The sequence below is a fragment of the Planktotalea sp. genome (genome assembly GCF_039984035.1).
Lineage (GTDB): Bacteria > Pseudomonadota > Alphaproteobacteria > Rhodobacterales > Rhodobacteraceae > Planktotalea.
The window spans coordinates 1-8,136 of the sequence record NZ_JBDWVM010000182.1; the positions used below are offsets into that span (position 1 = coordinate 1).

An 8,136-nucleotide genomic window follows, 5' to 3' on the forward strand; every position below is an offset into this window, starting at 1 on the left:
TTGGGATCAACGTTTCGTAGTGTTGAAAAATGAGCAATTGGCCGGCGTCTGGAATGGCGTCTATGTCGATCCACGGATAGGCCTCTCGGTATTCGGCAATGGTAGCGATGTCGGTTGCGGGGTCTTGGGCGCCATTGACGAACCACATCTTCGTCTCTTTGCAGTTCAGCATGAGGTCTGACCAATCCGCCTCGGTAGCGAGGATTTCTTGCGTGTAGGCCTGCTCCGCGCCGATTTTTTCTCTAAAGACCAAGGCTGCATTGGCTTTGAGGACGGGCCAGAGCGCGTCATCTTGCATCAAAGCGATATCTGCGGATGATCTCTTGTTGATTTGCCGGAACAATTCCTCGGTTCCAATCCGCAGCGCCATCGCAAAGACCGCTTTGGCTGTGAACTTGAGCAAATGGGGAGAGTGTTTTGCGGTCGATAGGAAAAACCGATGCCATTTTCCCATGCCCGAATAATGCCTGTCACCCGGAAGGCAGGGGCGCGCGCAAAGTCCGATGATCTCGCTGATCAGGTCTGGATAGTGAGACGCGAGATCAGCGGCAAAAATGAGATCATTGCCCTGCGTAAGATAGGGCAGGCGATCAATTTTTAGATGCTTCAAAAGATGAATGGTGTCGTCTCGGGTGGAGGCAAGTATATCTGCCTTTGGATCAATATTGTCGCTCAGCCCATATCCCGCTCGGATCGGGCAAATGATGCGCAGCCCTTCTTTAAACGCGAGTTTCAACATCGGCGCGTGCCATCGGGTGAGGCAATAGCCCATATGAGAATAAAGAACGGGCGCACCGGTGATAGGGCCCATATCGTGGTAATCCATTCGTCTCCCGTCAGGCAGTATCAAGGATTTGAAGGGTTTCCAGACTTCGGTCTCTAACCAATCAGAGGCGACTGGGGTTGGGGTGCTTTGCTCTTCTTCCGTGAAGGATTTTGCTTTTTGTGACACGTCCCGCAAAGACATGACCAGCCGGATCACTTCCGATTGGGTTCGCGCGTTCATCTTCGCAAGAATGGATTTGATTTGGCCACGCACGGTGCCCTTGCTGGTACCGCGCGCTGCTGCGATCGCGTTTGAATCGAGCCCCTCAACCAGTGCTCGAACAACGACCTGTTCGGTCGTCGTCAGGTTAAACACATCTTCCAGTGTTTCTCCCAAGGCGGCTTGCCAATGATAGCGGGTTGTCACGATCAGCGTGTGTTTTGCCTCTTTCCCGTCGTCGCGAGCCAGCTTGCGAATTTGGAAAAGCGCGGGTGTATGGTGTTCGGATAATTCAACTTTTAGCAAACGGTCGGGGCTCTCGCTGCTCCGAAAGACATCGCGCACACATGCGTGTACTGCATCCAATGCATCACTTGGCAGGTTTAATGCGCTTAACCGAGAGCCTTCTTCAATCCCGAAAGCCTGTTCAGCACCCGCATTGCTGGCAATGATCTGCAAGTCGCGATCAACGATGAAAGCAGCCAATGTGCTGAACGGACTTAGGATTGCCGCGAGATCGGGTTCTCCATCCAGCTCCAGACCTCGGGCTAGAAACGTTTCAGCCCTGTTGAGATGCGCTTGATAGGCTTGATCAAACTGATCAATGTCCTTTAGCGTTTGACGCGCTGCGCTGGCATCAAGTCCTGCATCGTTCCACGCATCAATGAAATTTTCCAAAGAATGGGGATCGAGGGCGATGTCGTAGAGTTGATCGACAAAGGTCTTGGGACTGGCGTCGTTGCTAAAATCTTGGGTCATTCTAATAGCTTTCCAATTGCCTGCGCATCTTGGCGGCGAGACAAGATCAGTTGTTAAATATCAGAAAAAGCGTGGTGTGTCTGCGCAGTTGGTTCATCACATCAAAGCGACAGACACACCGTTTATTCCCAGGGCTCGCCAGGAAGAGATCAAACCCATTAGGAATAGGTAGGCGAAAGGGTCAGGCTAAAGCCATCCATCCTCCGCCGGAAACAAGTAAAACTGCCAGGGATCGGTTCATGACTGCCATGGAATTTGCTGATTTCGTCAATCGACGCAGCTGGGATGCGAGGCAGACAACAGCAACAGCGGCGGCGGCTTCGGCGGCGAAGGTAACAAACGCGATGATGAGATAGTCAGGCATCTTGATGACCGTGATGTCCAGCACTTCGGGCAGAACCAATGGGAACAAGACAAGCATATAAGGCGAAAGAATACAGGTCACAAATCCGGCTGAAATCGCCAACCAAAAGCTTGAGCGCTGGGGGACCTCGGTCGTGTTCATCTCGAAACCACCGGCCCAGATATCACGGGCGATCCACAGGATATACGCGAGCATAATGTATTTGCTATACGAAAGGATCTCGGGAACAGAGTTCAGCCAAGTGCTGAGGCCAAAGCAGACAGCGGTCATGATGGTCAGGCTTCCAAAGGCAGCCCCAAGTGCGAAACCGAAGGCACCTTTGGCGTCATTGCTCGCAGCGCGGGTCATAAGCAACAAGAGCATTGGTCCGGGTGCCACAGCGATGGCTGCCAGTGTGACGAAATATGAAAATAGATCTATGAGAGACATTATAGCACCTCAGTTTTGTAGGCGGCGGCTTGGGCTGGGCGGGCGCTTGGGAATGCGCGTTTGGCGCGCAGGGCTAGCCCCAAAAGGCCAAAGATTATCCAGCTCCCCTGAATGAGGGCCGAGGCTAGATTGAAGGCTTCCATCAGGCTGACAGCGACCAATGACGCGGCAAGAACATTGCAAATCGAATAGGTCATGCTGTTCCCATCCAACCAACCGAGCTGAAGAGAACCGAATGAAGCGACGTAACAAACGAAGCCAATAAGGCCCGTGAACTGGTAGGGCGTTAGGTCGGCGAAATATTGAAATGTATCGAGCATTGAGAAATCCTTTGATGTGATGATCAAAGAACTACGGGCGCTCAAACGATGCGGCATGGACCATATGGGGGGTGTCGCTTCAGAAAGTGACCATGGGTCAGGTATTCCAGACCTTATGAGGCAAATTACGATTGCAAGAGAGCTTGCGCCGCGTCAACCTGACCGGATCGAACAAACCTTCGCACCAACTATGTTTGGAAATTGAATGGCTTTCTTTCTTTTGATCTTAATCGTCGGCGTCATTGTGATAGCTGTTTTGAACGGCTTTATTGCGCCGCTAAAAATTCATTTTCGAACGGACCCCGCAGCATTACCGATTGCGCCGTCTAAGGGAGACGAGCAAGCGCAACCCTTTGTCGGTCTTGCCTTGTCGGGGGGCGGTGCACGGGCAGCGGTGTTTGGCGCTGCTGGCATGAAAGCGTTGCACGCAAGTGGATTGCTGACCCCAGTTACCCACGTTTCTAGTGTCAGCGGTGGTGGGTTTCCTGCCTCTTACTTTGCACTGCACCCAATGCCCGCAGAAGGAACAGGCGACGCTTATTTTGAGCAAATGCTGGATGTCATCGCGCATGATTACTTCTGGGATACTCAGATGCAGCAGTTGCGCAAACCGCGCCGCGCCTTCAGCCCATCGCGCCGGCTTGTATCGCTGCAAGATGCATTGGAGCGGCCTGACTTTCTGGGTACAGCGACCTTTGCCGATCTCCCTCAAGATCGAACGTTTTTCTTTAACTCCGTCAGTTACGACACGGCGCAGCGGGTGCCGCTCAGCAATGGGGCATTGCCTGCGCCGGAAGATGCGAACTCTGCCAGCGTCTTGCCAAAGCGCCTGCGCTCATTAACTTTTTCGGACGCAGTTAATCTGCGCGCCGCACCTTCGGACTTTCCTGTCTCTCTTGCGGTGGCAAGCTCTGCTGCGTTTCCACCCTATTTAGGACCGAATACGATTGAGGTGTTACAAGCAAATGGAGAAGCTGCGCAGTATTGGCATCTTGGGGACGGCGGTGTGTTTGAAAACCTTGGCCTAGAGACCTTGCGTGAAGCTGTCTTTGCACAAGGACCAAACCAAAACGCGACGATCTACGCTTTCAATGCAGGCATGCAGATCGACAGTCAATTGTCCAAGAATACGCTCGATATCAGCATTTGGAGCCGCGATGTTACGCGGCTCGTTGACGTGCTCTCCGAATATGCGACGTCGCACCGCGAAAGCATGTTTGATGCACTTGATAAAACACATGGCATGAACATCGATGTGATTGAGTTCAACTATATGGATATCGCGCGGCTCGTGAAGTCCGGCAATGCGCCGCATCCGCGTTGGCTTTCTTGGGAGGGGTGGACCCACGCGACTGCCGCTGACCGCGCTCAAAGCGAAACGCCTGCCGACCATCTGGCCAAGATTCCGACCGCATTGAAAATATCGGCAGGACACCGAGAACTGATTGCAATGGCTGCGGAAGACCTTGTGAGTTTGCATTTTTCATCGACGTCTCGCTAGGCGGCAAGTCTTGCTTCTCTGCGAAACTCTATCGAATGAGGTGCAAGGGCAGCCCCTTAATGAGTGCTGGTCCCCGAAATGCGTTATCTGGTCGTGATTGCAGATCGCGTTGAAAGATATTCAAACCGTGGCGTGCATCAAAAATTTAGCGGCGCGCCGCCTTTGACTTCTTTCATGACAAAGAAGGTACGTGCCTGCCGCACTTCGGGCAGGGCAATCAACACTTCCCCGTGGAGGCGGTTAAAGTCAGCCATATCCGCCATGCGTATTTTCAAAAGGTAGTCAAAGTCGCCCGCCACAAGGTGACAATCAAGGATCATCGGTAGGTCTAGAATAGCGGCCTCGAAATTCGCAAAACTTTCAGGTGTCGAGCGATCCAAGACGACGCCGACCATGGCAATCGCGCCCAGACCCACAGCCTCTGGATTGATAACCGCGCGGACGGACTGGATATGTCCTTCTTCAAAGAGCCTTTGGGTGCGTCTGTGACAGGTTGCTGCGCTGACATTCACCTGTGCAGCAAGGTCCGCATTCGAAAGACGCCCATCCTCCTGTAAGAGCTGCAGCATGCGTTTGTCGATTCGGTCTAATGGCATGTGAAAGATTCTTCCATTTTATGCGTTAGTCTTTTTGTGAACTCAGGAAAATGACCTCCCGAATATCCTTGATCGTAAATAAATAGCCCCAAGATTGAAAGCACCCATCACAGGCTCTTTGCTATCCTCCACTTATCAAATCGTAGGAGAGCCCCATGTTGGGAAAATTCGAACGCTACCCCCTGACCTTTGGCAAAACGCCGATTGAACATCTGCCCCGCCTGACCGAAACCCTCGGTGGCAAGGTCGAAATCTATGCCAAGCGCGAAGATTGTAACTCTGGCATCGCGCAGGGCGGGAACAAGTTGCGCAAGTTGGAATACATTGTACCCGAGGCGATCAAATCAGGCGCGGATACCTTGGTGTCTATCGGCGGGGTGCAATCCAACCACACACGTATGGTCGCGGCCACAGCAGCGAAGATCGGCATGAAATGTCGTTTGGTGCAGGAAGCATGGGTGCCGCATGAGGACGCCGTTTACGACCGCGTTGGCAACATCATGATGACCCGATTGATGGGCGCGGATAGCCGTCTTGTGGAGGATGGTTTCGATATTGGCATTCGCACGAGCTATGAGGAAGCTATCGAAGACGTAAAGAAAGAAGGCGGTAAACCCTATGGCATTCCTGCGGGGGCCTCTGTCCATCCGCATGGCTGCCTTGGCTATGTGGGCTTTGCCGAAGAGGTGCGCGAGCAAGAGGCCGAATTGGGCTTCAAGTTCGACTATATCGTCGTTTGCGTTGTGACTGGATCGACCCAAGGCGGGATGATCGTTGGGTTTAAAAAGGATGGGCGCGCGGATCGCGTGATCGGTATCGACGCATCCGGCACCGTCGATCAGACGCGCGCGCAGGTCAAAGAGATCGCGAATAAGACCTGTGAGTTGATCGAATGCGGCTATGCGATCGAGGATGAAGATATCCATATCAACCCAGACTACGCCTATCCCGCTTACGGCGTACCGAGCGCAGAAACCAATGATGCGATCCGTCTCGCCGCGCAAACCGAGGCGATGATCACCGACCCGGTGTATGAAGGCAAATCCATGCAAGGCATGATCGACTTGGTGAAGACGGGCTTCTTCCCCGAAGGATCAAAGGTGCTCTATGCGCACCTTGGCGGCCAGCCTGCGTTGAATGGCTACAGCTACACCTACCGCAACGGCTGAACTTGACGTTAGGGCGCGGCGATGTCGCGCCCCACTTCTTGGAGAACACTGCAATGTCTGATCAAAACACCCATTTGAAAACCGTTGAGCAACGCCTTTTGTGGCTGTCTCATTGGATGATCCACAATGCCAACCATTTGCGATCCAAAACGGATGGGATCAAAGTCGGCGGGCATCAAGCGTCGTCCGCTTCGATGGTGTCGATGATGACCGCGCTCTATTTCTCTGTGCTGAAACCCGAAGATCGGGACGCGGTCAAACCGCATGCTTCTCCGATTTTCCATGCGATGCAGTATCTGATAGGCAATATGACCCGTGAGAAAATGGAAAAATTTCGTGGTTTTGGCGGCGTGCAGAGCTACCCCTCGCGCACAAAAGATATCGACGATGTTGATCTCTCGACGGGCTCTGTTGGGCTGGGTGTCGCCATCACGTCATTTGCGTCGATGATCCAGGATTATGTGCAGGCCAAATCATGGGGCAGGGATGTCCCGCTTGGCCGCATGATTGCCTTGATGGGGGATGCAGAGCTGGATGAAGGCAATATTTATGAATGCCTACAAGAAGGTTGGAAGAATGATCTGCGCAATACGTGGTGGATCATCGATTATAACCGCCAATCGCTGGATGGGATTGTCCGCGAAGGGTTGTTTGAACGAGCTGAAAAAGTCTTTGACGCTTTTGGCTGGGACGTTGTTCGGGTCAAATACGGTACCCTGCAGAGGGCAGCTTTTGCCGAACCTGGCGGCGACAAGCTGCGGGCTTGGAGCGATGATTGCCCCAACCAGCTTTATTCCGCGCTGACGTATATGGGCGGTGCGGTCTGGCGCAAACATTTGATGGATGATTTGGGTGATCAGGGCGATGTGACGGCCCTGTTAGATGCGCGCAGCGATGGTGAGCTTGCAGAGCTCATGGAAAACTTGGGCGGCAATTGCGTGCAGACAATGGCCGAAACCTTCGCATCCATCGATCACGACCGCCCTGTGTGTTTTCTGGCCTACACGATCAAAGGTTGGGGCACACCGATTGCAGGGCACAAAGACAACCACGGTGGCCTGATGACCAAGGCCCAGATGGCGCAATGGCAGTCAGATATGGGCGTGCCAGATGGTGCAGAATGGGATGCATTGGCGACAATAGATGATGCCAAGGGATTTCAGGCGTTTCTGGACCAAGTGCCGTTTTTCATCAATGGCCCACGAAGATTTACAGACAACACACTCAGCGTGCCGAGCATTGCTATGACAAGCGAGCGAGAGATTTCGACGCAAATGGGCTTTGGTAAAATCTTGGATGATCTTGCCAAGGGCAATAGCCCTCTGGCTGATCGAATTGTCACAACGTCCCCCGATGTGACGGGCACGACCAACCTTGGTCCTTGGGTCAATCGTCGCAAGCTGTTCGCACGAACGGCGCAGGCGGATACGTTCAAGGATCACAAAATTCCGTCTACCGCGAAGTGGGAATTTGATCCGGAAGGCCAGCACATCGAACTTGGCATCGCCGAAATGAACCTGATGCTGTTGCTCGGTGCTGCTGGTCTATCGCATTCGCTTTTTGGCAAACGTTTGATCCCGATTGGGACGGTTTATGATCCCTTTGTCTCCCGCGGCCTCGATGCGTTGAACTATGCCTGCTACCAAGACGCGCGTTTCATGTTGGTCGGCACGCCGTCTGGTGTGACCCTTGCCCCTGAAGGCGGCGCGCATCAATCCATTGCCTCACCGCTCATTGGCATGTCGCAAGATGGGTTAGCGGCTTTTGAACCGGCCTTTGTGGATGAGCTTGCGGTGATCATGGAGTGGGCCTTCGATTACATGCAACGCAGCGGCGATGGCGATCCAGATGAGCGCACGTGGCTCAGGGACGAAACAGGCGGTTCGGTTTACTTGCGTTTAACGACAAACCCGATTGAACAACCCGGCAAGCGTGTCGATGAAGATTTCCGACAGGGGGCAATCGATGGGGCGTATTGGTTGCGCAAACCGGGCCCGAATTGCGCAATCGTCA

7 protein-coding genes are annotated in these 8,136 nt (G+C 53.3%); 3 read left to right on the plus strand and 4 right to left on the minus strand.

Features of this window, described 5'->3' with window-relative positions:
- From ABJQ89_RS08325 to ABJQ89_RS08335, 3 genes are all read right to left on the minus strand, one after another.
- Nucleotides 1–1,744, minus strand: a 1,744-nt coding sequence (locus ABJQ89_RS08325) for a helix-turn-helix transcriptional regulator (protein WP_348495785.1), incomplete at its 3' end; no start/stop codon positions are given.
- 181 nt (nt 1,745–1,925) lie between these two features.
- Nucleotides 1,926–2,537 (minus strand): LysE family translocator, encoded by a 612-nt coding sequence (locus ABJQ89_RS08330; RefSeq protein WP_348495786.1) that lies wholly within the window; start codon nt 2,535–2,537, stop codon nt 1,926–1,928.
- A complete protein-coding gene (locus ABJQ89_RS08335; RefSeq protein WP_348495787.1) occupies nt 2,537–2,857 on the minus strand; it encodes a hypothetical protein in 321 nt (106 codons plus the stop codon). Before ABJQ89_RS08335 ends, ABJQ89_RS08330 begins: the two co-directional genes overlap by 1 nt.
- 205 nt (nt 2,858–3,062) lie before the next feature.
- On the opposite strand from ABJQ89_RS08335, the gene ABJQ89_RS08340 reads away from it, so the two are divergent.
- Nucleotides 3,063–4,358, plus strand: a complete 1,296-nt coding sequence (locus ABJQ89_RS08340; protein WP_348495788.1) for a patatin-like phospholipase family protein — start codon at nt 3,063–3,065, stop codon at nt 4,356–4,358.
- Between the two features lie 137 nt (nt 4,359–4,495).
- Here the strand turns inward: ABJQ89_RS08340 and ABJQ89_RS08345 are convergent, their stop codons facing one another.
- On the minus strand, nt 4,496–4,954 hold the full coding sequence (locus ABJQ89_RS08345; RefSeq protein ID WP_348495789.1) for an Lrp/AsnC ligand binding domain-containing protein: 459 nt from the start codon (nt 4,952–4,954) through the stop codon (nt 4,496–4,498).
- Nucleotides 4,955–5,109: 155 nt separating this feature from the next.
- Between ABJQ89_RS08345 and ABJQ89_RS08350 the strand changes: the two genes are divergently transcribed.
- Together ABJQ89_RS08350 and ABJQ89_RS08355 are read left to right on the plus strand one after the other, a co-directional pair.
- On the plus strand, nt 5,110–6,123 hold the full coding sequence (locus ABJQ89_RS08350; protein WP_348495790.1) for a 1-aminocyclopropane-1-carboxylate deaminase: 1,014 nt from the start codon (nt 5,110–5,112) through the stop codon (nt 6,121–6,123).
- Between the two features lie 53 nt (nt 6,124–6,176).
- Nucleotides 6,177–8,136, plus strand: a 1,960-nt coding sequence (locus ABJQ89_RS08355) for a transketolase (protein ID WP_348495791.1), incomplete at its 3' end; no start/stop codon positions are given.

Coding starts and splice junctions, on each gene's coding strand:
- ABJQ89_RS08330 (WP_348495786.1), bottom strand. CDS start 2,537: ATGTCTCTCATAGATCTATTTTCATATTTCGTCACACTGGCAGCCATC.
- ABJQ89_RS08335 (WP_348495787.1), bottom strand. CDS start 2,857: ATGCTCGATACATTTCAATATTTCGCCGACCTAACGCCCTACCAGTTC.
- ABJQ89_RS08340 (WP_348495788.1), top strand. CDS start 3,063: ATGGCTTTCTTTCTTTTGATCTTAATCGTCGGCGTCATTGTGATAGCT.
- ABJQ89_RS08345 (WP_348495789.1), bottom strand. CDS start 4,954: ATGCCATTAGACCGAATCGACAAACGCATGCTGCAGCTCTTACAGGAG.
- ABJQ89_RS08350 (WP_348495790.1), top strand. CDS start 5,110: ATGTTGGGAAAATTCGAACGCTACCCCCTGACCTTTGGCAAAACGCCG.